We start from the raw sequence: 21,894 nt of genomic DNA, 5'->3' as shown, positions 1-21,894 counted from the left end.
CCGCGAACCTGCCGCTGCCGACCCTATGTGACGAGGAGGCCGCGGTGCCTGTCACGTACACCGGCGGCCTCCTCGTCGACGTCTTGCGCCCACGGGCGCGCGCGGCGCCCGGTGGCGGCTCAGGCCTGGCCGACCTCGAACCGCACGAAGCGGGTGACCTCGATGCCGGCCTCGGCCAGCACCTGCTTCACCGTCTTCTTGTTGTCAGCCACGGACGACTGCTCGATCAGGACGTAGTCCTTGAAGAAGGAGTTCACCCGACCCTCGACGATCTTCGGCAGGGCCGCCTCGGGCTTGTTCTCCTCGCGGGCGGTCTGCTCGGCGATGCGCCGCTCGGACTCGACGACCTCGGCCGGAACCTCGTCCCGGGTGAGGTACTTCGGCCGCATCGCGGCGATCTGCATCGCGACACCACGGGCGTCAGCGTCGCCCGCCTCGTCCGACTTGCCGGTGTACGACACCAGCACGCCGACGGCCGGCGGCAGGTCCTGCGCCTTGCGGTGCAGGTAGACCGCGGTGGTGCCCTCGACCTTGGCGAACCGGTTGAGCACCAGCTTCTCGCCGATCTTGGCGGACTGCTCCTGGACCAGGTCCGCGACGACCTTGCCGTCCAGCTCGGAGGCGAGCAGCTCCTCGGCGTTGTTCACGCCGGAACGCTCGCCGTGCTCCACCAGCTGCTGGGCCAGCGCGATGAACGACTCGGTCTTGGCGACGAAGTCGGTCTCGCAGTTGAGCTCGAGCAGCGCCTTGCCGGAGTGGGCGACCAGGCCGTTGGCGGCCGTACGGCCGGCCCGCTTGCCGACGTCCTTGGCGCCCTTGACGCGCAGGATCTCGATGGCCTTGTCGAAGTCGCCCTCGGCCTCGGTCAGCGCCTTCTTGCTGTCCATCATGCCGGCGCCGGTGAGGTCGCGGAGCTTCTTGACGTCCGCGGCGGTGATTTGGGACATGGCTCTCTCTTCGGTGTTGAGACGGCGTGTGGATGGTCAGAGGTGCCGGTTACCCGGATCCGGGCGGATCGTGCCCGGCGTACCGCCGCTGCCCGCCGTCTTCGGAAAACGGACGGACGGGCAGCGACGGTGCGGGTCACTCCGCGGTGGCGGCCGCCGGCTGCTCGGTGGCGGCCTGCGCCGGCTGCTCCGCAGCGGGCTGCTCGGCGGCGGCAGCGGCGGGCTGCTCGGCGGCGGCAGCGGCGGGCTGCTCGGCCGGGGCGGCCGACTCGTCGGCCTTCTTCGGCTCCAGCAGCTCGCGCTCCCACTCGGTCAGCGGCTCGTCGCTCGCGACACCCTCGGGCTTCTCGTCGTTGCCCCGACGACGGCCGGAACGCGCGATCAGACCATCCGCGACGGCGGCGGCGACGACCCGGGTCAGCAGCTCGGCGGAGCGGATGGCGTCGTCGTTGCCCGGGATCGGGAAGTCGACCTCGTCCGGGTCGCAGTTGGTGTCGAGAACGGCGATCACCGGGATGCCCAGCTTGCGGGCCTCGTCGACGGCGATGTGCTCCTTCTTGGTGTCGACGATCCAGACCGCGGCCGGCAGCTTCTGCATGTCCCGCAGACCACCCAGCGTGCGGGTCAGCTTGATCTTCTCGCGGGAGAGCTGCAGGGTCTCCTTCTTGGTGTAACCGGCGGCGGTGCCGCTGAGGTCACCCAGGCCCTCCAGCTCCTTCATCCGCTGGAGCCGCTTGTACACCGTCTGGAAGTTGGTCAGCATGCCACCGAGCCAGCGGTGGTTGACGTACGGCTGACCGACCCGCGTCGCCTGCTCGGCGATGGCCTCCTGGGCCTGCTTCTTGGTGCCGACGAAGAGGATGCTGCCACCCTCCGCGACGGTCCCACGCACGAACTCGTACGCCTTCTCGATGTAGTCGAGAGTCTGGCGCAGGTCGATGATGTAGATGCCGTTGCGCTCGGTCATGATGAAGCGCTTCATCTTCGGGTTCCAGCGCCGGGTCTGGTGCCCGAAGTGGACACCGCTCTCCAGCAGCTGACGCATGGTCACGACGGCCATGGTTGGGGTACTCCTCAAGATCCCTGGTTGTCACGCCCGGCCGGTGGTCGGGCGTCCTGGCGCCTGGTCGCCGGCCCATGGTGGGCCCGATCAAGATCGGGACCAGGGAGGCCGTCGCTTCACGACGATTCGTGAAGAGGGCGCGCGAGGTCGACCGCGCGAGGCGGTCGCCAGTTGGCCAGTGTACGCCCCTCCCCCGCCCGACGGCCCCCGGGTGCGCGCGAGCGGGGCTGCCGGGCCGGGCTGCCGGGCCGGGCTGCCGGGCCGGGCTGCCGGGCCGGGCGTGGCGGCCGGGCGGGGATCAGCCGGCGGCGAGGGCGGCGGCGACGAAGAGCACCAGGCCGACGGTCAGGTACGCCGTGGGAGGGCGCAGCCAGCCCCGTCCGCTGTCGGAGAGCGCCATTCCGCCGGTTTTGAGCCCGTACAGTCCCGATGCGAAGATCGGCAGCGCGGCGACCAGGCAGATGCCCACCACGACGTTGCCGGCGTCCAGCGGGTCGCCGGTCACGCCCGCCAGCAACACCCGCAGCGCGGGGACCTCGAAGATCAACGCCAGCAGGGCGAAGAGCGCGGCCAACGCCGGGCGACGGGTCCGGTAGACACCGTCTGCCGGCTGGGGGTAAACCGGCGGCTCGCCGGCGGGCAGGTCGGGCCGCGGGCCGATCCCCGGCATCGGGCCGGTCGGCATCTCCAGCGGGTGCGGCTGCTCCCCGCCGCCCCGGTTCGGCTCGATGATCGGATATCCGGCGAGCGGTGCGGGCCGCGCCTGGTCGGCGAGCACACCGGCCGCTGGCCCGGCGTCTCTGCCGGCCGCTGACCCGGCGTCTCGGGCGGCCGCTGGCGTGGCGTCGCGCGCCACCTCGGGCGTGGCGGGGCTCAGCGACTCTCGGGCGGCTCGGCGGCCGGGCAGCTCCCCGGAGATCTCCGAGGGGTCCCGATCCGCCCTGCGCGAGCGGGTCGCCCGGTAACCGTCCCCGTCCGTACGCACGTCACCCAGCGGGTCGACCGCGCCGAAGCGTCCAGAGTCGGCCTCGCCGCTGCCGAACATCCCCGCTTGGGCGTCGACGGCGCCGAACCGCCCGGAGTCCGACTCGGGCGGGCCACCGAAGCGGCCCGCGTCCACCGCGCCGAATCGGCCCGAGCCCGGCTCCGGGGTTGCGCCGAAGCGCGTCGAATCCGGCTCCCGGCGTCGGCCGACGCCGGTGTCCTCGACGGATCGACCGTCTTCGCCGCCGCGCTGCTCGGGGATCTCGCTGTCCCGGTATCGCGGCTCACCCGCACCGCGCCACTCGGAATCGCCGTAACCGCGACCCCGCTCGTCGGGATACCAGCGCGACTCCTGATCTTCCGGAAAGCTCCGTCGTCCGTCCACGTCAGGCACCGTATGCGACCGGCCACGCCCGCGCCATTTCGGCCCGGCCGGCCGCCAGCGATCAGCGGGGAGGCGTGCGGCACGGCGTCCGGGTCGGGGTCGCCGCATAGCACAGCCCGGGCTTGATCGTCCGGTTGTCCACAGGACACCCGTCGTCCACAGCCGGGCCGTCGTGGGGTCGCGACGCCCGCACTCGGACGGGCACCGTCGCGGCCATGACGAAGCGGAACCAGGCGGTCGGCGCGTACGGCGAGCGGTGCGCCGCCCGGCACCTGAGCGAGGCGGGGCTACGCCCGATCGTCCGGAACTGGCGCTGCCCGCAAGGCGAGATCGACATCATCGCCTGGGACGGGCCGGTGCTCGCGTTCTGCGAGGTGAAGACGCGTCGGGGCGATGTGTTCGGCACACCGGCCGAGGCTGTCGTCCCGGCCAAGGCCCGTCGCCTGCGCGGGCTCGCCGCGATCTGGCTCGCCGAGACCGGAACGAGCGCCGACGAGGTGCGGTTCGACGTGCTGTCGGTACGACTGCCCGCCGCCGGTCCCGCGCAGGTCGATCACCTCAAGGGCGCGTTCTGAGATGCGCCGCCGACGGATCGGTGACGCGTCATGAGCTACGCGAAGGTGCTCTGCGTGGGGCTGGTCGGCGTCACCGGCCACCTCGTCGAGGTCGAGGCGGACCTGGCCGCCGGCCTGCCGGCCGTGGTGATCTCCGGCCTGCCGGACACGGCCCTGCACGAGGCCCGCGACCGGGTCCGGGCCGCCGTGGTCAACTCCGGCCAACGCTGGCCGAACCGGCGGATCACGCTGAACCTGCTGCCGGCCACGCTGCCGAAGTTCGGCTCGGCGTTCGATCTGGCCATCGCCGCCGCGCTGCTGGGCGGCTCGGGTGAGCTACCGCTGCTTCCGCTGGAGGGGGTCGTGGTCCTCGGCGAGTTGGGACTGGACGGGACGGTCCGGCCGGTGCGCGGGGTGCTGCCGATGGTCGCCGCCGCGGCCAGGGCCGGCGTCGAACGGGTCATCGTGCCGACCGGCAACGCCGCCGAGGCCGCGGTCATCCCCGGCGTACGGGTGCGGGCGGTGGACACGCTGCACCGGCTGGTCGCCTTCGTGCGCGACGGCAGCCCGCTGATCGAACCACCGCCGGACGCCCCGGCACCGGTTCCCGGCGGCCCCGACCTCGCCGAGGTCGCCGGGCAGGAGCTGGGCCGGCGGGCGCTGGAGGTCGCCGCGGCGGGCGGGCACCACATCGCGCTGCTCGGCCCTCCAGGCGCCGGCAAGACGATGCTGGCCGAGCGGCTGCCGTCACTCCTGCCCGAGCTGGACGACGACGCGGCGCTGGAGGTGACCGCACTGCACTCGGTCGCCGGGCTCCTGCCACCGGGTGGTCAACTGCTGCGCCGCCCGCCGTTCCAGGCACCGCACCACACGGCCACGATCCCGTCCCTCGTCGGCGGCGGTTCCGGGCTGGCCCGCCCCGGCGCGGTGTCGCTGGCCCACCGCGGGGTGCTCTTCCTGGACGAGGCGCCGGAGTTCAGCAAGGGCGCGCTGGAGGCGCTGCGCCAGCCACTGGAGCACGGCCGCATCCAGCTGAGCCGCAGCGGGGGCGGCACCGAGTACCCGGCCCGGACCCAACTGGTGCTGGCCGCCAATCCGTGCCCGTGCGCGAAGCCGTCCGGCGACGCGTACTGCGAGTGCTCGCCGCTGGTCCGCCGTCGCTACCTGGGCCGGCTCTCCGGGCCGCTGCTCGACCGGATCGACGTGCAGGTGCGGCTGATGCCCGTACGGGCGGCGGAGCTGATGGCGTCCGTCGGCGACGCCGAGTCCTCGGCCACGGTCGCCGCCCGGGTCGCGGCGGCCCGCCGCGCGGCGGCCAACCGCTGGGCCGGCCTCGGGCGGCGACTCAACGCCGAGGTGGACGGCCCGCTCCTGCGCCGCCCGCCGTGGCGGCTACCGGCGCTGGTCACCGCCGAGCTGCGCGGCCGACTCGACTCCGGCTCGCTCTCGGCACGGGGCTTCGACCGGGTGATCCGGATGGCCTGGACCATCGCGGACCTGGACGGCCGGGACCGGCCGGACCGCGACGACGTACGAGAGGCGATCCAACTACGGACGGGGGAGGCGGCATGAGCGCCGACGAGGAGAGCAGACTGGCCCGGGTGGCGCTGACCTGGTTGGCCGAGCCGGGCACCCGGGCGGTGCACCAGCTGGTCGACCGACTCGGTCCGGTGGCGACACTGGATCTGTTGCTCGACGGCGGCAGCCCCGACGGCTGGCTGCACAGCACGGTGGCCGCCCGGTCGGCCGCCGGTGACGCGCGGGCGGTCGCCGCCGAGGCGTTGGAGAGGGCCGACCGGCTCGGCGCCCGCCTGGTCACCCCCGACGACGCGGAGTGGCCGGCCCGGGTGGCCGGCCTGAAAACGCTCCGGCTGCCGGACGCCACCCGCCGGGTGGACGGTGAGACCGCGCCGCCGCTCTGCTTCTGGGTACGCGGAGCCTGGCCGCTGGGCGAGGCGCTGGAGCGCTCGGTGGCGGTGGTCGGCGCGCGGGCGGCCACCGGTTACGGCCAGCACGTCGCCACGGAACTGGGGTACGGGCTGGCCGAGCGGGACTGGACCGTGGTCTCCGGCGGCGCGTTCGGCATCGACGCGGCAGCCCACCGGGGTGCCCTCAACGCGGGCGGGTTGACCGTCGCGGTGCTGGCCTGCGGGGTGGACCGGCCGTATCCCATGGGCAACACCGCGCTCTTCGACCGGATTGCCGACACGGGGCTGCTGGTCAGCGAGTGGCCACCCGGCGCCGAGCCGCTACGCCCCCGGTTCCTGATCCGCAACCGGGTCATCGCCGGGGGCACCCTCGGCACCGTCGTGGTGGAGGCGTCGGCGCGCAGCGGCGCGACGCAGACCGCCCGACGGGCCATCCACACCGGACGCGTCGCGATGGTCGTGCCCGGGCCGGTGACCTCGGCGATGTCCGTCGGCGCACACGAGTTGCTCCGCGAGTGCTCCGAGGTGCGGCTGGTCACCGGGGTGGCGCACGTGCTCGAGGAGGTGGGCCGGGTCGGCGCGGACCTGGCCCCGCTGGCCCGTGGCCCGCAGCGGCCGACCGACGCGTTGGACGACGACGCCCGATCGCTGCTGGAGGCGTTGCCCCGCCGGGGCGTACGGGGAGTGGACGCGCTCGCCGCCCGCGCCGGCGTGAACGTGCGTACCGCGCTGCGCAAGCTGTCGCTGCTGGAGGAGCTGTCCATGGTGGTGCGCCGCGACGACGGCTACGCCCTCGCCCCGGCCACCACACCGAAGGGCGGCGGATAAGCAACGAACCGCCACGGCGCACGGTCATGGGTGTGGCGACACCGGCACCAGTGTGGACTGCGGCGGCGGATACTCGGCCGTGCGGGGGCCATCTCCGCCGTCCGACGGATATGCGTGAGTCCCCGACCGGAGGAACGAAAGCTCGGCGTTACTGCGCTATAGCGGGAACCGGCCGGCATTGCGGAACCGGTTGATCGCGAGGTGCCGGACCCAGCCGAGGAAGCGGGCGTACATCTCGACTGGGTTCGGGGGCTCCGGGTAAAGCCCGCACAGGTCCCGGGTCGCCTCCCCCAAGCAATCAGCCATGTCGACCGCCAGTAACCGGGGCTCGTCGGCGTATTCGCCGGCCAGATCGGCGCGGGCTCGACCACACGGCCAGGGCTGGGCATCCGCCGCGCAGAACCAGAACGGTCGGACCGGGGCGTGCCGCTGAAGGTCGCTCACCGCTGGATTCCCCGGTACCGAACCGGCGACCAGCGGCTCAACCGGCGCAGGGGTGGGTGCGCGTTGTTCAGGACCGAGTTCACCGAGCCGAAGACCACCCCGGGTGCCCGCTGGGACCCGCTCAGTTAGTCGGTTTAGTTCGTCGTCTGGTGCCACGTCAACCTCCCGGGTCGGGGTCGGAGGGGCACCCCCGCCCGCCGCGAAACTCGCCACCGGGCGGGGGGCCTCGCCCTAGGGGACCCCAGTCACTACCGAGTTGTCAATCTGTAAGTGACGATCGTAAACGACGTGTCGTGCATACCTTCGGCTTGTGAAGCGACCGCGCTTGTACGGGCCTGGCGAGCTGGCCGCCCTGTTCAACGTGTCGCGGCAGCGGGTCCTACAGATCACCCGCAGACCCGGCTTCCCCGAACCCCTCGCCCGCCTGATCGGCATGAACGTTTGGGACGCCGACGAGGTTGACGAGTGGGCCCGGCACAACCGCCCGCCCCGCCCGACCGACGGGGACGAGGAGTAGGTCCTTCCGCCCGTCCGGAGGCCCTCCCGAGACACGGAGCGGCCCCGGGGCGGTAGCCGCACCCGGGGCCGTCTCCCTGCCTTCGGGGGACCGAAGCGGCGGCCGGGCTTCCCGCGCTCCGTCACGGCGGGGATCAGCCACTCCACGCCGCCGCCGGCTATCTGCCGCTTCAGGCGGACCAGCTCCAGGTCCGTCCCGCCACCTTCAGGCCTAGACAAGTAATTCCTAACCTTTGCTGCGGCGGTTGGCGCAGCCGGCGGCCGGCGGTGACCCTCGGTCACCTCCGTGGGGGCGGATGCGGTCGTAAGCGGTATACCTCAGAGTCATATTCATACCTCTGAGGTATACCGCTCAACAGCACATCGACACGACGGGCAGCCACAGCGGATGACCGGCGCCCTTCGCCGCAGCCCCAGCCCCGTCTTGAGTTAGGACTTATTCGTCTAGGCGAAAGCTGTCGTTGCTGAAGGAGCCGTCCATGGTGGTGGCCGCGACGGCGGCTGCGCCCTCGCCCCGGCCACCAAGCCGAAGGGGCGGCGCATAAACAGACGAACTGCCCCAGTGCACGGGCGTGGTGGCGACACCGGCACCATCGTGGCGAACGCTGCGCGGCTCTCGGCCGTACGCTGGTGCCGTGCCAACTGTCAGTGGGGGTGCAGCCATCGCAACGCCGCCATCGGCGCGGCGGCGGTGAGCCGGTCCACCCGGGGCACCCGGGCCACCCACCAGGAGCTGCCGCCGGCGCTGCGGGACGCGGTCGACGACTTCGCCGAGCACCTCTCCCGGGTCCGCAACCGGTCGGCCCACACCGTCCGCGCGTACGTGACCGATGTGGTCGCCTTGCTCGACCACGCCGTCCGGATGGGCTGCCTGGAGGTGGCCGAGCTGGACCTGTCGGTGCTGCGGAGCTGGCTGGCCCGGCAACGGACCACCGGCGCCGCCCGTACGTCGCTGGCCCGTCGGGCCGCCTCGGCGCGGGCGTTCAGCGCGTGGGCGCACCGCGCCGGGCTGCTCCCCTCCGACGTGGGCGCCGCACTGGCCAGCCCTCGTGCTCACCGGGAGTTGCCCAGCGTCCTGCGCGCCGACCAGGCCGCCGCCCTGGTGGAGGCACCGGCCCGGCAGCCGACGACCGCACCCGCCACGATCACGACGGAAGCCATGACGGTTGCGGCGCCGGACGCGGCCGCCGCCGAGGCGGTGCTGTTGCGCGACCGGGTTCTGCTGGAGCTGCTCTACGCCACCGGCGTGCGGGTCAGCGAGGCGTGCGGGCTGGACCTCGGGGACGTCGACCACGGTCGCCGGGTGATCCGGGTGTTCGGCAAGGGCGGTCGGGAGCGCTCGGTGCCCTACGGCGTGCCCGCGCAGCGGGCGTTGGACGAGTGGTTGCGCCGGGGCCGACCGCTGTTGACCGGTGCCCGCTCCGGCGACGCGCTGCTGCTCGGGGCTCGCGGTGGCCGGCTCAACCCGACGACCGCGCGACAGATCGTCGGCGGGTACGCCGAGACGGCCGGCCTTCCCCGGACCAGCCCGCACGGGCTGCGCCACTCGGCCGCCACCCATCTGTTGGAGGGCGGGGCCGACCTGCGCGCCGTGCAGGAGCTGCTCGGCCATTCGTCGTTGGCCAGCACGCAGATCTACACCCACGTCTCGGTGGAACGGCTGCGCGCCGCCTACCGGCAGGCACATCCCCGCGCCTGATCAAGGGCCGAGGGGTCGGGTCGCTCGACGGTTACGATCATCGGGTGAGCGTCCCGCAGCCCCCCGAGCCGATCCCGGGCGCCCGCCTGCTGTTCTCCCTGGACCCGGCGGTCAGCCATCTCAACCACGGATCGTTCGGCGCGGTGCCGATCGGCGTGCAGCGAGCCCAGCAGCGGCTGCGCGACGAGATGGAGGCCAACCCGCTGCGCTTCTTCACCCAGGGGCTCGTCGACCGGATCGAGCACACCCGCCGGCACCTCGCCGGGTTCCTGGGCGCCGACCCGGACGGCAGCGCGCTGATCGGCAACACCACCACCGGCGTCGCCGTGGTGCTTCAGTCGGTGGGCCTGAAACCCGGTGACGAGGTGCTCAGCACCGACCACGGGTACGGGGCGGTGAGCCTGGCCATCCAGCGGGAGTGCCGGCGCACCGGCGCGGTCAGCCGCGTCCTGCCGATCCCGCTGGCCGCCACCGACGAACAGATCGTGCAGACCATCCGGGCCGGCCTGCGCCCGGGGCGGACGCGGCTGCTCGTCGTCGACCAGCTCACCTCCGCCACCGCCAGGCTGTTTCCGATCGCCGCCATCGTCGGGGTGGCCCACGAGGGCGGCGTGCCCGTCCTGGTGGACGCGGCACACGCCCCCGGGATGCTGGCCACCACGGTCGCCAGCATCGGCGCGGACTTCTGGGCGGGCAACCTGCACAAGTGGGGGTACGCCCCGCGCGGCACCGCCCTGCTGGCGGTGGCCCCACAGTGGCGGGAGCGGATCGAGCCGCTGGTGGTCTCGTGGGAGCAGGAAGCCGGCTTCCCGGCCCGGCTCGAATGGCAGGCCACCCTCGACTACACCTCCTGGCTGGCCGCCCCGGCGGGACTGTTCACGCTGCGCAGCCTCGGCGTCGACCGGGTACGGGCGCACAACGCCGCGCTCGCCGCGTACGGTCAGCGGGTGGTGGGGGACGCGCTGGGGGTGGCCCCCGCTGATCTGCCCGACCCCGGCGGACCGGGGGTGGCTCTACGCCTCATTCCGCTGCCGTCCGGCACGGGCACCACGATCGACGCGGCGCGGGCGTTGCAGGCGCGGATCGGCGAGCGGCTCGCCGCCGAGGTCGCGGTGATGAGCTGGAACGGTCGCGGATGGCTGCGGCTCACCGGTCAGGTCTACAACGCCGCCGACGAGTACGAACGGCTGGCCGTGCGGCTGCCGGAACTGCTCGCCCAGCGCTGACCGTCTCCCGCCCGACCGAGCGGAGGCGGGCGCACCGGGAGCAGTCGCACCGGGCCGAGGCCGAGCAGGGCCAACGGGTCGAGATACTCCTCGCCCCGCCGCAGGCCCCAGTGCAGGCACGCCTCGGCCGGGCAACCCGGATGCCCGGGCAGCAGTTCGCCCAGCGGCGTGCCGGCGGTGACCGCCTGGCCGACGCGTACGACGGGTTGGACCGGCTCGTGGGTGGTCCGCAGCCCGTCGGCGTGCCCCACGGTGACCACCGGTCGACCGGCCACCAGGCCGGCGAAGAGCACGGTGCCCGGCCCGGCGCTACGGACCACCGCTCCGGCCGGCGCGGCCAGGTCGACGCCGCGGTGGCCAGGCAGCCACGGTCGGGGCGGCGGGTCGAACCGGCGCACCGGACGAGGTGGCCCGTCGACCGGCCAGCGGAACCGCTCGGCGGGCGCTGAATCGGCGGGCGGGTCGGTCACGGCCGCGACCGGCACTGTCGGCGTCGGTGGTTGGCCGGGCACCGCCGCGACCAGCACCGCCAGCCCGCAGAGCTGGACGGTCAGTGCGAGCGGGAGCGCGGCGCACAGCAGCAGCGTGCGGCGGATCGAATCGACGGGTGGCGGTCGCATGACGGCAGCCTCCGGCCGAGGCCGACTCGTCCGCCAGCCCGGCCGACGAAGCTGTGGACAACCGGAGGTGCTGTGGACGACCACCGAACGGCTCGATGATCTGTTATGTGAACGCTGTCCCCGGCCCGACCCAAACCGGCCCAGGTCACCACCACCGGGCCGCCACGAAGGGCCTAGGCTGGGCCGCGTACGGCGGGTGCCGCCGTCTGCACCGGGGAGGCATCGCATGACCACTGTCGATGACCGGGGGCCGAGGGCGGCCGACGTGAGCGGCCCGTCGCGGCTCGCCGAGCCCGACGAGGCGATCAGTGCCGACGAGTTGCAGCTCGCCGCCCGCAACCACGGCCTTCCGCTGGAGGCGCTGCGGTACGACGTCACCCCGGCCGGGCTGCACTATCTGCTGATCCACTACGACATTCCGGAGCTGGATCCGGCGGCGCACGCGCTGACCCTCGCCGGCGCGGTCGACCGGCCGCTGACCGTCACGCTGGCCGACCTGCGCGAGCGACCCCGGGTCACCCACCGGGTCACGATGGAGTGCGCCGGCAACGGCCGGGCTCTGCTGCACCCCCGGCCGGTGAGCCAGCCCTGGCTGGTCGAGGCGGTCGGCAACGCCGAGTGGACCGGCACCCCCCTCGCGCCGCTGCTGCGCGAGGCGGGCCTGGGCGCGGACGCGGTCGACGTGGTCTTCACCGGCGCCGACCACGGGGTCGAGCGCGGCGTCGAGCAGGACTACCAGCGGGCGCTGCCGGTGGCCGACGCGCTGCGCGAGGAGGTGCTGCTGGCGTACGAGATGAACGGCGCTCCCCTGCTGCCGCAGCACGGGGCCCCGCTGCGGCTGATCGTGCCGGGCTGGTACGGCATGGCGCACGTGAAGTGGCTGCACTCGATCGAGGTCCGGACGGAGCCGTTCGAGGGCTACCAGAACGCGGTGGCGTACCGGCTGCGTCGCGACGCCGACGACCCGGGCGTGCCGGTCACCCGGATCGAGCCACGCGCGCTGGTCCGCCCGCCGGGCTTTCCCGACTTCATGACGCGCCGCCGGGTGCTGCCGCCGGGACCATGCACTCTGGACGGTCGGGCCTGGTCGGGGCATGCCCCGGTGGTCGCGGTGGAGGTGAGCGTCGACGGCGGGGCGAGCTGGGCGCCGGCCGAGCTGGACCCGGCGACGGGCGGGGAGTTCGCCTGGCGGCGGTGGCGGCACGAGTGGACGGCGACGCCGGGTCGGTACGTGCTCAGCGCGCGGGCGACCGACGCGTCCGGGCGGACCCAGCCGGTCGAGCAGCCGTGGAACCGTGGCGGCTTCGCCAACAACCTGGTGCAGCGCGTCGAGGTCGTGGTGCCGGCCGAGTGACCGGCGCGGCGGGCCGCGCCACGGATGGGGGGACCGTGGCGTGGCCGAGGGTCGTCAGCCGCCGAAGCCGGAGTCGGCGGGCAGCGAGATGTCGGGCTTCTCCAGCTCTTCGACGTTGACGTCCTTGAAAGTCATCACTCGGACGTTCTTCACGAAGCGGGCAGGACGATACATGTCCCACACCCAGGCGTCGTGCATCTCGACCTCGAAGTAGACCTCGCCGTCGGAGTTGCGCACGTGCAGGTCGACCTGGTTGGCCAGGTAGAACCGGCGTTCCGTCTCCACCACGTAGGAGAACTGGCGGACAATGTCGCGGTACTCCCGGTAGAGCTGCAGCTCCATCTCGGTCTCGTACTTCTCGAGATCTTCCGCGCTCATCGCACTCCGCCTTCCATGACCACATCTTCCCCCACCGGCGCCGGAGGCCGAGGCTGCTCGCCCGACGCCACGCCGACGGTACCCCCTGACGCCCAGGAGCGCTCCATCGGCTCGTCCGACGCCGGGCCGACGGGCCGTCGGGCGCGCGGCGGCCGGCCGTCGCGGCCGGAGACCGCTGCGACATTGACGTACGAGAAGCGGTGCTCCCGGCACGGCCCGTGCTCCCGCAGCGCCGCGCTGTGCTCCGGGGTGATGTAGCCCTTGTGCTCGGCGAAGCCGTACGCCGGGAACACCCCGTCCAGCTCCACCATGATCCGGTCCCGGGTGACCTTGGCGAGCACGCTGGCCGCCGCCACACAGGCGGCCACCCGGTCGCCCTTCCACACCGCCAGCCCCGGCACGCCCAGGCCGTCCACGCCGAAGCCGTCGGTCAGCACGTACTCCGGTCGGGTGGTGAGTGAGGCGAGCGCCCGGCGCATGGCGGCCAGGTTGCACACGTGCAGACCCCGGGCGTCGACCTCGTCGGCCGGAATGACCACCACGGCGTACGCCAGGGCGCGGTCCACGACCTCGGCGTACACCCGCTCCCGGCTGGCCGGGGTGAGCAGCTTGGAGTCGGCCAGCCCGTCGATCTCGCCGCGTCGCCCCTCCGGCAGCACCGCCGCGGCGGCGACCAGTGGGCCGGCGCAGGCGCCCCGGCCGGCTTCGTCGGCGCCGGCCACGTGCCGGAACCCGCGCCGTTGCAGCGCCCGTTCCAGCGCGTAGAGGCCGGCCTCCCGGCGCACGACGGTGCGCGGCGGGGTCAGCACGACGCCTCGACGGCCGGCGGCAGGAGCCGGGCCAGCAGGTCGGGCAGCTCGGGCGGGTAGTACCGGTCGCCGCTGGCGGCCAGCTCGGCCGGCAGCCACCAGCGGTGACCGGCGATGCTGCGCTGCTCGACGTCGTTGAAGCCAACGGTGTCGACCTGCCACGACGGCACCCGGAGCAGGAAGAAATCCTGCTCCTGGCGGTACCAGTCGCCGTCGAACGGAAACTCGGTCGTGTCGGACCAGACGGGCTCGCCCAGCTCGGCGGGATCGACCCGCAGCCCGGTCTCCTCGGCCAACTCCCGTGCCGCGCCGGTCGACGGGGACTCCGCCTCGTCGAGCCCGCCGCCGGGAGTGAACCAGTAGCGGTGCTCCGGGCGGGCCGGGTCGAAGCCCTGGAACAGCAGGACCCGGCCGGCCGCGTCGACGAGCAGCACCCGCGCCGCGCGTCGAGGGGTGTAGACGGTCACCGCACCAGCCTGCCAGACGTGCGGCCGATCGCCCATGCCCCCGCCGGTTCTACGGCTTTCCGATGCCGTCGAACTGATCGGGCACTGTCAGCCAGGTGGCCCGGTTGACGGGCCAGAAGACGGTGAACGCCCGCCCGACCACCTCGCCCTCGGGAATCGTGGCCTCGGTGATGTTCTGGTTGGACTGCTGCCAGTGCTCCAGCGAGTCACCCGAGGCCGACCGGTGGTCGCCCATCACCCACAGCCGCCCCTTCGGCACGGTGATGTCGAACTCCTGGTCGGCCGGCTTGTCACGGACCCCGTCGATGGAGAAGATGTACGGCTCGTCGAGCGACTTGCCGTTGATCATCAGCCGTTCCTGTGCGTCGCAGCAGACCACGTGGTCGCCACCGACGCCGATCACCCGCTTGATGAAGTCCTCGCCGTCGGGGTTGCCGCTCCACTCGGTGGGCGCCTTGAAGACGATCACCTCGCCGCGGTGCGGTGATCGGAAGTCGTAGACCAGCTTGTTGACCAACACCCGGTCATCGATCTTGAGAGTGTTCTCCATGGACGGAGAGGGGATGAAGAAGGTCTGCAGCACGAAGGCGCGGACCAGCACCGCGACCAGGATCGCCACACCCAGCAGGATCGGCAGCTCCTTCCAGAAGGAGCTGCGGGGCTTGTCGGTCTGCTCGTCAATCACGCCAAGGAGCCTACGTTGCCGGGCCGGACGGCACCGTCCGGAACGCGCGGGAACCCCTCAGCGCGGCCATCAACGGGAGAATCAGCAGCACACCGCCCTGCGGGGACGGACGGACCGGGGGCGCCCCGGGGGAGGCGGCAGCCGGCGCGGCCACGTCGTCGAAGGTCGAGGGCACCGACAGCGGGGCCCAGCGCGACGACGGCCAGACCACCATGAACGCCCGGCCGACCACGTTGTCGATCGGCACCGGCCCCTGGCAGCGCGCGTCCTGGGAGACCTCGCGGTGATCGCCCATCACGAAGATCTGACCCGGGGGTACGACCACCTCGTCGAAGCGTCGGGAGCGGCACTCCTGCGGATTCGGTGGCAGATCCAGCGGGGAGTCGCGCAGCACGTACGGTTCGTCGAGCGGGGTTCCGTTCACGGTGACCCGACCCTGGGAGTCGCAGCACTTGACCCGGTCACCGGGCAGGCCGATCACCCGTTTGATGAAGTCCTTCTCGCCGGGACGGCTCACCCCGACCAGGTCCCCGACGGTGCGGGCGACCTTGCCGGCGAACCCGGGCTGCGGCTGTTCGTCGACCTGCGGCGCCCAACGGTCGGTGCCCCGGAACACCACCACCTCGCCGCGCACCGGGTCACGGACGTCGTAGACGACCTTGTTGACCAGCACCCGGTCGCCGATCAGGAGGGTGTCCTCCATCGAACCGGACGGGATGAAGAACGCCTGGAGCAGGAATGTGCGGATCAGCACCGCGAGGCAGAACGCGACCACCAGCAGCAGTGGAAGCTCCTGCCAGAGGGGCATCTGCCGGCGGCCGCGGCGCACCCGCCGGCGCCACGGATCGACGGTGCCGTCCTCGTCAAGCGTCTGCACCACGCCACTCCCCGGTCCGCAGAAACACCACCGCCCGGGAGCCTCGTCGAGGCTCCACGGGCGGTAGTGGACAGCTGCCCGCCACGAAGGCGGGGCCGCCGCCTGGCTGCGCCCGTACGACCAGGGTAGTGCGGTCTGGTCGGTACGGCATACGTGCAGCTCAGGCGGCGTGGCGAGCGGGAAGTCAGCTGGGCTGCTTCTCCCGCTTCTCCTTGATCTTGGCCTTCTTGCCGCGCAGCTCGCGCAGGTAGTAGAGCTTGGCGCGACGCACGTCACCGCGGATCACGATCTCGATCCGGTCGATGCCCGGGCCGTTGAGCGGGTAGGTCCGCTCGACGCCGACGCCGAAGCTGACCTTGCGGACCGAGAAGGTCTCGCGCAGACCGTCACCCTGGCGGCGGATCACGACGCCCTGGAAGATCTGGACACGGGACCGGTTGCCCTCGACGACCCGCGCGTGCACCTTGACGGTGTCACCGGCACGGAAGTCGGGAAGGTCGGTCCGCTTCGACTGGGCGTCAAGGGCGTCCAGGATGTTCATCGCTGCGTCCTCGTAAGGCTCACGGCGCACCGTCACTCGGTGCGCGGGTGGGTGATTCTGATTCCCGGGTGGTGGTCGGCGGGCCGACCCCGGTCGGGGATCCTCGCAGCCGCCCGCGGGCGCGGACGGATGCGGCAACCCCCCTACTTTGCCACATCCCCCGGCGGTGGCCGAAATCCGGCCCGCTCCAGCGCCGCGATGTCCCGTTTGTCGAGCCGCTCGGGCGGCAGCGCGGCCAGCAGGTCCGGGCGCTGGGACGCGGTCCGCAGCAGCCCCTCCTCGCGCCGCCAGCGCGCGATCTTGCCGTGGTCGCCGGAGCGGAGCACCTCCGGAACGTCGTGCCCGCGCCAGCTCGGAGGCTTCGTGTAGATCGGGGCCTCCAGCAGCCCGTGCGCGTGCGACTCCTCGTCCAGCGAGCCGGCGTTGCCCAGCACCCCGGGCAGCAGTCGGGTGACCGCCTCCAGGATCACCAGCACCGCGACCTCGCCGCCGAAGAGGACGTAGTCGCCGAGCGACACCTCGGTGACCGGCATCCGGGTGGCGGCGTGCGCCAGGACCCGCTGGTCGATCCCCTCGTACCGGCCGCACGCGAAGAGCAGGTGCGGCTCGGCGGCCAGCTCGTGCGCCATGGCCTGGGTGAACGGCACGCCGGCCGGCGACGGCACGAGCAGCCGGGGCGGCGGGGCCTCGGCCGGGGCGAGCGCGTCCAGCGCCGCACCCCACGGCTCGGGCTTCATCACCATGCCCGGGCCGCCGCCGTAGGGGGTGTCGTCGACCGTGCGGTGCACGTCGTGGGTCCAGGTCCGCAGGTCGTGCACGGCGAGCTGGAGTACGCCGTTGGCCCGCGCCCGTCCGATCAGCGACAGGTCCAGCGGGGCGAAGTACTCCGGAAAGATCGACACGACGTCGACGCGCATGGGGTGGTCCTAAAGATCGAGCAGTCCGGCCGGCGGGTCGACGATCACACGTCCACCGGCCAGGTCGACCTCCGGAACGATCGCCCGGACGAACGGGATCAGCGCGGTACGTCCCTCGGGGCGCCGCAGCACCAGCAGGTCGGACGACGGCGCGTGGTCGATGCGGGCCACCTCACCCAGCTGCTCACCGGTCGGGGTGACCACGGCCAGCCCGACCAGCTGGTGATCGTGGAACTCCTCCGGATCCTCCGGAGGCTCCACGTCGGCGCTGTCCACCACGAGCAGCGTCCCGCGCAGCGCCTCGGCGGTGTTGCGGTCCAGGATGCCCTCGAACGCGATCAGCACCCGACCCTGGTGGAAGCGGGCTTCCTCGATGGTCAGCTTCGCGGGAACCCGGAACGGCACGCCCGGCTCATCGGCGGCTGAAGGGGGCGTCGCCCCCGGCTCAGTGCGCAGCACTGCACCGGGGGCGAACCGTGCTTCGGGCTCGTCGGTCCGCACTTCCACGGTGACCTCACCGCGGACGCCGTGCGGCTTGCCGATCCTTCCGACGACGAGCTGCATCAGTACGAGTCGACGATGTCGACGCGTACGCCGCGCCCGCCGATGGAGCCGATCACCTGGCGCAGCGCCTTGGCGGTCCGGCCGGACCGCCCGATCACCGTGCCGAGGTCCTCGGGGTGCACGCGGACTTCCAGCCGCTTGCCCCGACGGGAATCGACCATCCGCACCCGGACGTCATCCGGGTGATCGACGATGCCCTTGACCAGGTGCTCCAACGCCGGACGCAGAGGCATGTCAGGCCTGCTCACCGGCGTCGGCGGTGGCAGCCGGAGCCTCGGCCGGAGCCTCGGCCTTCGGCGCCTCGGCCGGAGCCTCAGCCTGCGGGGCCTCGGCGGGCGCCTCAGCCTTCGGAGCCTCGGCGGCCTTCGCGGCCTTCTTGGCCGGCTTGGCCGGGGTCTCCGGGGCCAGCCCGGCGGCGGCCTTCGCCTCAGCCTCGTACGCGGCCCTGCGGTCGACCTGCTCGGCCTTGACCTTCAGCGGCGGCGGGGCCGGCAGGCCCTTGTACTTCTGCCAGTCACCGGTCAGCTCCAGCAGCCGCTGCACCGCCTCGCTCGGCTGGGCGCCGACGGACAGCCAGTACTGGACCCGCTCCGACTTGACCTCGATGATCGAGGGGTCTTCCTTGGGCTGGTAAACCCCGACGAACTCGATCGCCCGACCGTCACGCTTGGTGCGCGAGTCGGCGATGACGATGCGGTACTGCGGGTTGCGGATCTTGCCCATCCGCAGGAGCCGGATCTTTACGGCCACAGTTGTTTCGCTCCTGTTGCGATCTCACCGGCCCGTACGGGGCGGTGTGCATGGGTGAGCGCCGACCGGACCCGTGGGGTTGGGCCGGAGACTACTCGGTGGACTGGCAACGCGCCCGGGTTAGAGGGCGCCGAACGCGCGCCGGATACCAGCGACCCATTCTGCCAGATCCGATGCCGATCGCACGCATCGGACCCGGACACCGCGTCACCGGTGACCCGGAACACCTCTCACCGCACCGGTGGGCGGTCCCACCCGGGCGGAAGTTCGTCCAGTACGTCCCAGTCTGGCGGCGGTGCGAAGTCGCACCAGGTGCCGTCGAACGGGAACTCACCCGCCTCGGCGAGCGCGATCACCCGCTCCCCCTCGGCGCGGACCGCCTTCTCGTCGGTCACCCAGTAGTCCTCACCGAAGGCGAGACGCTCGACGAACTCGTCCTCGTCCTTCCACTGCCAGGTGCGGTCCGCGGCGACCAGCACGTCGAGATCCTGGTCGATCACGTCGACGCCGGCCACCGCCCCGTCGTCCCAGCGCACGCCGGGCTCCTCCAGATTGACGTACCAGTGGCTGAACCGGCCCGCCGCGTCGCGGAACCACCAGACGGAGTGCGCCGCGCCGGTGGGCAGGAACTTCAGCAGCGGTGGTCCGTTCCAGCGCACCTGTGCGAGCTGGTACGTCGGCGTGATCCAGTCGGCGAACGGCAGCCCTCGCATGGTCAGGCCGACCTCGTTCACCTCGTGGGCCACCGGCGAGCCCTTCGCGATCCAGAGCAGCAGCCCCCGCTCGTCGTCGAGGACGACCCGCGCCGGCCGGACCCACCCGATCCGCCCCCGCCGCACGTTGCGGTGCAGGATCAGCCGACCCGGCTCGAAGCGGTCGACAGTCACCTCAGTAGGCGCGAGCGAGGATGGCGACCAGGTCGGGCTCGTCCTCCGAGTCCGGCACCGAGCCGTCGGCGCGCAGCAGACAACGCACCGTCACGCCCTGGCCGTTCGCCTCGGCCTCGCCGGCCACGCCGACCGCCGACCACGGCACCTTGGCCCAGCCGGTGGCCGCCGCCTCGATCGCCTCGGCAAGCGTCGACACCTCGACGGTGCGCGACTCGCGGTGCGCGAGGGCCTGGTCGTGCAGCGTCTGCTGATCGGCCTCCAGCGCCGCCAGCACCGCGCCGACCACGTCGGCCACCGGCGTCGGGGACTTCGACCCGTCGGTACGGCGGACCACCGTCGCGTTGCCGACGGCCAGGTCGCGAGGGCCGACCTCGACGCGTACCGGATAGCCGCGCAGCTCGGCGTCGACGGCCCGGCGGCCGAACGCGGTGTCGGTCCGGTCGTCGAGCGCGACCCGGACACCGGCGTCGCGCAGGCCGTCGCGCAGCTTGGCCGCCGCCTCGGCGACGCCCTCGCCGTCCTTGACGATCATGATGTACGCCTGGATGGGCGCCAGCCTCGGCGGCACCCGCAGGCCGTTGTCGTCGCCGTGCGCCATGATCAGCCCGCCGAGCATCCGGGTCGACGTGCCCCAGGAGGTCGTCCAGGCGTGCTCGCGACCGCCCTCCTTGGCGGAGTAGCTGATGTCGAACGCCTTGGCGAAGTTCTGGCCCAGCTCGTGGCTGGTGCCCAACTGCAACGCCTTGCCGTCACCCATCATGCCTTCGCAGGTGTACGTGGCGGTGGCCCCGGCGAAGCGCTCACGGGCCGTCTTCAGGCCCACCACCACCGGAATGCCGAGCACGTTGACCATCAGATCCTCGTACGCCTCGTGCAGGATCCGCCGCGCGTAGGCGCGGGCATCCTCGCGGGTGGCGTGCGCGGTGTGCCCCTCCTGCCAGAGGAACTCGCTGGTCCGCAGGAAGATCCGCGGGCGCAGCTCCCACCGGACCACGTTCGCCCACTGGTTGAGCAGCAGCGGCAGGTCCCGGTACGAGTCGATCCACTTGGCCATGAACTCGCCGATCACCGTCTCGCTGGTGGGGCGCACCACCACCGGCTCGGCGAGCTGCTTGCCGCCACCGTGGGTGACCACCGCCAGCTCCGGCGAGAAGCCCTCGACGTGCTGGGCCTCGCGCTTCAGGTAGCTCTCCGGGATGAACAGCGGGAAGTACGCGTTCTCCGCGCCGGCCGCCTTGATCCGGGCGTCCATCTCGGCCTGCATCCGCTCCCAGATGGCGTAGCCGGCCGGGCGGATGACCATGGTGCCGCGGACCGGGCCGTTGTCGGCCAGCTTCGCCTTGGCGATCAGGTCCTGGTACCAGCGGGGGAAGTCCTCCGCACGGGGAGTGAGCACGCGTGCCATGACCGCACATCCTATGCGCCACGCGGGGCCCCGCCGCGCCCGGGAGGCGCCGCGCCGCGCGACGTGCCCTCCGCGCGGCGGCAGGGCCCGGCACCGGCCGGTCCGGCGACACGCGCTGGGCAGGCGCTGAGCGGAGCCCACGGCGAATGCCGGTCGAGTCGACAGCGCACGCCGGACAGGTCGGCGGCGCGCGCCGGACAGGGCCCGCCGAGGGCGCTGGGCGGGTCGGCGGGGGGACCGTAGAATTCGACCACCATGACTGCGACGACCGACTCACCACGCCAGCGACTGCGGGACACGATCGTGGACGCCGCGCGCGCACGGACCATCGCCGCCGGTTGGGACGCGGTCCGCATGGGTGGCGTGGCCACCACGGCGGGGGTCAGTCGGCAGACCGTCTACAACGAGTTCGGCAGCAAGGCGGGTCTCGCCGAGGCGCTCGCCCGGCGCGAGGTGGACCGGTTCGTCGGCGACGTCCGAGAGGCGTTGCTCGCGCACGGCGCCGACGTACGGGCCGGCGCGTACGCCGCGATCGCCCACACCCTCGCCACGGCGGCCGACAACCCGCTGGTCAAGGCCATCCTCACCAGCGCCCGGGGCGGCTCGGACGAACTGCTTCCGTACCTCACCACCCGGGCCGAGGTGGTCCTCACCGAGGCGTCCGGCGCGCTGATCGAGTGGGCCGGCGACCACCTGCCGGGAGCGGACCAGGAAGCGTTGGCCTTCGCCGCCGACACGATCGTCCGCCTGGTGGTGAGCCACATCGTGCTCCCCCGCTCCCCGATCGACCAGACCGCCACGGCCCTGGCCGACCTGGCCGTGCACCTCTTCACCGCCGCCGCCACCCGCCCGTCCCGCTGACCCTCCCACCCCGCGTCCCAGCGCCCCGCGCCGCACCGTCCGTCGCGCGCCGCATCTGGCCCCTCCACGCGCCGCACCCTCGCGTCGTCGCGTCGTCGCGCCCACGCACCCCCGACGCCCCCGACGCCCCCGCGCCACGCGCCAAGATCCGCACAACATCAGTGATGTTGCTGCCTCCGGCGAGCGTGAGGCAGCAACATCA

General features: G+C 72.8%; 24 protein-coding genes and 1 pseudogene. 8 read left to right on the top strand and 17 right to left on the bottom strand.

Features of this window, described 5'->3' with window-relative positions:
* Nucleotides 1-119 precede the first annotated feature (119 nt).
* From tsf to ABZT87_RS03670, 3 genes are all read right to left on the bottom strand, one after another.
* On the bottom strand, nucleotides 120-947 hold the full coding sequence (gene tsf, locus ABZT87_RS03680) for a translation elongation factor Ts (protein ID WP_354856366.1): 828 nt from the start codon (nucleotides 945-947) through the stop codon (nucleotides 120-122).
* A 136-nt stretch (nucleotides 948-1,083) separates the two neighbouring features.
* Nucleotides 1,084-2,007 (bottom strand): 30S ribosomal protein S2, encoded by a 924-nt coding sequence (gene rpsB, locus ABZT87_RS03675; RefSeq protein WP_355133391.1) that lies wholly within the window; start codon nucleotides 2,005-2,007, stop codon nucleotides 1,084-1,086.
* Between the two features lie 301 nt (nucleotides 2,008-2,308).
* The gene (locus tag ABZT87_RS03670; protein WP_355133389.1) at nucleotides 2,309-3,379 is read right to left on the bottom strand and encodes a hypothetical protein; all 1,071 of its coding nucleotides are present in this window, start codon (nucleotides 3,377-3,379) and stop codon (nucleotides 2,309-2,311) included.
* Between the two features lie 215 nt (nucleotides 3,380-3,594).
* Between ABZT87_RS03670 and ABZT87_RS03665 the strand changes: the two genes are divergently transcribed.
* The 3 genes from ABZT87_RS03665 to dprA are packed head-to-tail and all read left to right on the top strand — an operon-like array spanning nucleotide 3,595 to nucleotide 6,689.
* Nucleotides 3,595-3,954, top strand: a complete 360-nt coding sequence (locus ABZT87_RS03665; protein ID WP_354856371.1) for a YraN family protein — start codon at nucleotides 3,595-3,597, stop codon at nucleotides 3,952-3,954.
* Nucleotides 3,955-3,984: 30 nt separating this feature from the next.
* The gene (locus ABZT87_RS03660) at nucleotides 3,985-5,505 is read left to right on the top strand and encodes a YifB family Mg chelatase-like AAA ATPase (RefSeq protein ID WP_355133387.1); all 1,521 of its coding nucleotides are present in this window, start codon (nucleotides 3,985-3,987) and stop codon (nucleotides 5,503-5,505) included.
* Entirely contained in the window at nucleotides 5,502-6,689 is a 1,188-nt protein-coding gene (gene dprA / locus ABZT87_RS03655) for a DNA-processing protein DprA (RefSeq protein ID WP_355133385.1), read from the top strand. Before ABZT87_RS03660 ends, dprA begins: the two co-directional genes overlap by 4 nt.
* A gap of 156 nt (nucleotides 6,690-6,845) precedes the next feature.
* Here the strand turns inward: dprA and ABZT87_RS03650 are convergent, their stop codons facing one another.
* Entirely contained in the window at nucleotides 6,846-7,133 is a 288-nt protein-coding gene (locus ABZT87_RS03650) for a flavin reductase (RefSeq protein ID WP_354856377.1), read from the bottom strand.
* Nucleotides 7,134-7,443: 310 nt separating this feature from the next.
* Between ABZT87_RS03650 and ABZT87_RS03645 the strand changes: the two genes are divergently transcribed.
* The 3 genes from ABZT87_RS03645 to ABZT87_RS03635 all read left to right on the top strand — a co-directional run bounded on the left by ABZT87_RS03645 (nucleotide 7,444) and on the right by ABZT87_RS03635 (nucleotide 10,574).
* Nucleotides 7,444-7,650: a DNA-binding protein gene (locus ABZT87_RS03645; protein ID WP_355133383.1), complete on the top strand. Its 207-nt coding sequence runs from the start codon at nucleotides 7,444-7,446 to the stop codon at nucleotides 7,648-7,650.
* A gap of 690 nt (nucleotides 7,651-8,340) precedes the next feature.
* Nucleotides 8,341-9,348: a tyrosine recombinase XerC gene (locus ABZT87_RS03640; RefSeq protein ID WP_355133690.1), complete on the top strand. Its 1,008-nt coding sequence runs from the start codon at nucleotides 8,341-8,343 to the stop codon at nucleotides 9,346-9,348.
* Between the two features lie 44 nt (nucleotides 9,349-9,392).
* Complete coding sequence (locus tag ABZT87_RS03635) at nucleotides 9,393-10,574, top strand: aminotransferase class V-fold PLP-dependent enzyme (protein WP_355133381.1); 1,182 nt, start codon at nucleotides 9,393-9,395, stop codon at nucleotides 10,572-10,574.
* Between the two features lie 35 nt (nucleotides 10,575-10,609).
* On the opposite strand, the pseudogene ABZT87_RS03630 reads toward ABZT87_RS03635, so the two are convergent.
* A pseudogene (locus ABZT87_RS03630) lies at nucleotides 10,610-11,194 on the bottom strand (peptidoglycan DD-metalloendopeptidase family protein); the annotation flags it as partial.
* Between the two features lie 226 nt (nucleotides 11,195-11,420).
* On the opposite strand from ABZT87_RS03630, the gene ABZT87_RS03625 reads away from it, so the two are divergent.
* Nucleotides 11,421-12,548 carry a sulfite oxidase gene (locus tag ABZT87_RS03625; protein ID WP_355133379.1) on the top strand — a complete coding sequence of 376 codons (1,128 nt, stop codon included), beginning with the start codon at nucleotides 11,421-11,423 and terminating at the stop codon, nucleotides 12,546-12,548.
* Nucleotides 12,549-12,602: 54 nt separating this feature from the next.
* Here ABZT87_RS03625 and ABZT87_RS03620 read toward each other — a convergent pair whose 3' ends face one another.
* The 12 genes from ABZT87_RS03620 to proS form a co-directional block, all read right to left on the bottom strand.
* Nucleotides 12,603-12,926 (bottom strand): DUF2469 domain-containing protein, encoded by a 324-nt coding sequence (locus ABZT87_RS03620; RefSeq protein ID WP_007075222.1) that lies wholly within the window; start codon nucleotides 12,924-12,926, stop codon nucleotides 12,603-12,605.
* A complete protein-coding gene (locus tag ABZT87_RS03615) occupies nucleotides 12,923-13,735 on the bottom strand; it encodes a ribonuclease HII (protein WP_355133377.1) in 813 nt (270 codons plus the stop codon). Before ABZT87_RS03615 ends, ABZT87_RS03620 begins: the two co-directional genes overlap by 4 nt.
* Nucleotides 13,729-14,202: an NUDIX domain-containing protein gene (locus ABZT87_RS03610; protein ID WP_354856384.1), complete on the bottom strand. Its 474-nt coding sequence runs from the start codon at nucleotides 14,200-14,202 to the stop codon at nucleotides 13,729-13,731. Before ABZT87_RS03610 ends, ABZT87_RS03615 begins: the two co-directional genes overlap by 7 nt.
* A gap of 49 nt (nucleotides 14,203-14,251) precedes the next feature.
* The gene (gene lepB / locus ABZT87_RS03605) at nucleotides 14,252-14,887 is read right to left on the bottom strand and encodes a signal peptidase I (RefSeq protein WP_354856385.1); all 636 of its coding nucleotides are present in this window, start codon (nucleotides 14,885-14,887) and stop codon (nucleotides 14,252-14,254) included.
* Between the two features lie 10 nt (nucleotides 14,888-14,897).
* The gene (gene lepB / locus ABZT87_RS03600; RefSeq protein WP_355133375.1) at nucleotides 14,898-15,767 is read right to left on the bottom strand and encodes a signal peptidase I; all 870 of its coding nucleotides are present in this window, start codon (nucleotides 15,765-15,767) and stop codon (nucleotides 14,898-14,900) included.
* 181 nt (nucleotides 15,768-15,948) lie between these two features.
* Entirely contained in the window at nucleotides 15,949-16,305 is a 357-nt protein-coding gene (gene rplS / locus ABZT87_RS03595) for a 50S ribosomal protein L19 (RefSeq protein WP_355133373.1), read from the bottom strand.
* A 143-nt stretch (nucleotides 16,306-16,448) separates the two neighbouring features.
* Complete coding sequence (gene trmD, locus ABZT87_RS03590; protein ID WP_355067856.1) at nucleotides 16,449-17,222, bottom strand: tRNA (guanosine(37)-N1)-methyltransferase TrmD; 774 nt, start codon at nucleotides 17,220-17,222, stop codon at nucleotides 16,449-16,451.
* Nucleotides 17,223-17,231: 9 nt separating this feature from the next.
* The gene (gene rimM / locus ABZT87_RS03585) at nucleotides 17,232-17,786 is read right to left on the bottom strand and encodes a ribosome maturation factor RimM (RefSeq protein ID WP_354856392.1); all 555 of its coding nucleotides are present in this window, start codon (nucleotides 17,784-17,786) and stop codon (nucleotides 17,232-17,234) included.
* A complete protein-coding gene (locus ABZT87_RS03580; RefSeq protein ID WP_013284588.1) occupies nucleotides 17,786-18,019 on the bottom strand; it encodes an RNA-binding protein in 234 nt (77 codons plus the stop codon). The genes rimM and ABZT87_RS03580 overlap by 1 nt, the downstream gene beginning before the upstream one ends.
* 1 nt (nucleotide 18,020) lies before the next feature.
* On the bottom strand, nucleotides 18,021-18,536 hold the full coding sequence (rpsP, locus tag ABZT87_RS03575; RefSeq protein ID WP_355133371.1) for a 30S ribosomal protein S16: 516 nt from the start codon (nucleotides 18,534-18,536) through the stop codon (nucleotides 18,021-18,023).
* A 230-nt stretch (nucleotides 18,537-18,766) separates the two neighbouring features.
* Nucleotides 18,767-19,423, bottom strand: a complete 657-nt coding sequence (locus ABZT87_RS03570) for a DUF402 domain-containing protein (protein WP_355133369.1) — start codon at nucleotides 19,421-19,423, stop codon at nucleotides 18,767-18,769.
* 1 nt (nucleotide 19,424) lies between these two features.
* Nucleotides 19,425-20,831: a proline--tRNA ligase gene (proS, locus tag ABZT87_RS03565; protein ID WP_355133367.1), complete on the bottom strand. Its 1,407-nt coding sequence runs from the start codon at nucleotides 20,829-20,831 to the stop codon at nucleotides 19,425-19,427.
* Between the two features lie 255 nt (nucleotides 20,832-21,086).
* Between proS and ABZT87_RS03560 the strand changes: the two genes are divergently transcribed.
* Complete coding sequence (locus ABZT87_RS03560) at nucleotides 21,087-21,692, top strand: TetR family transcriptional regulator (protein ID WP_355133365.1); 606 nt, start codon at nucleotides 21,087-21,089, stop codon at nucleotides 21,690-21,692.
* The last annotated feature ends 202 nt before the right edge of the window (nucleotides 21,693-21,894 follow it).

This window comes from Micromonospora sp. NPDC005237 (genome assembly GCF_040607775.1).
Taxonomy (GTDB): domain Bacteria; phylum Actinomycetota; class Actinomycetes; order Mycobacteriales; family Micromonosporaceae; genus Micromonospora.
This window is presented reverse-complemented; position numbering and strand designations above follow the sequence as displayed.